General features: G+C 76.5%; 1 protein-coding gene. It reads right to left on the reverse strand.

Features of this window, described 5'->3' with window-relative positions; all coding sequences use genetic code 11:
* Position 1 precedes the first annotated feature (1 nt).
* Positions 2-476 (reverse strand): TNT domain-containing protein (locus ACLD7X_RS18700; protein WP_411425180.1); only part of this gene is annotated, 475 nt, incomplete at its 5' end.

Here is a 476-nt window from a genome sequence, read left to right on the forward strand (position 1 = left end):
CTCACCGGGGGCAGGGGGCATCGGCGCCGGATACCGCGACCAGCGTGCCATGGGCGAGAAGCTGGGCCGCGGTGGCGTCCGTCATCACCTGGGTGGCGCCGCCAGGTTCGTCGAACCAGGGCGCGGCGGGGCCGACGCGGGCCAGCAGCGGCGCGGTGACGCGGTAGGCGTGGTAGGGCAGGGCGGCGCAGATGCCCGGCAGGGCGCGGGCGCGGAAGGCGGCGCCGCGCGGGCTGAAGAAGCGGCCGGTCTCGGCGCCGAAGCGGTCCAGCAGCATCCCCTCGGGCAGCACGATGAAGGTCGCGCGTTCGGCGAAGCCATTGTCGGGCGGCCAGCGATAGCCGCCCGGCCCAAGCCATTCGCGTGCCAGGTCGGGGCGCGCGCCAGGCGGCAGGGGCGGGGCCGGCGCGCAGGCGCCGAGGGCGAGGAGGACCAGTAGGGCGATGCGATTCATGCACGCGACTCCGCGACGCGCG

The sequence above is a fragment of the Aphanothece microscopica RSMan92 genome (genome assembly GCF_046613545.2).
Taxonomy (GTDB): Bacteria; Cyanobacteriota; Cyanobacteriia; order PCC-6307; family Cyanobiaceae; genus NIES-981.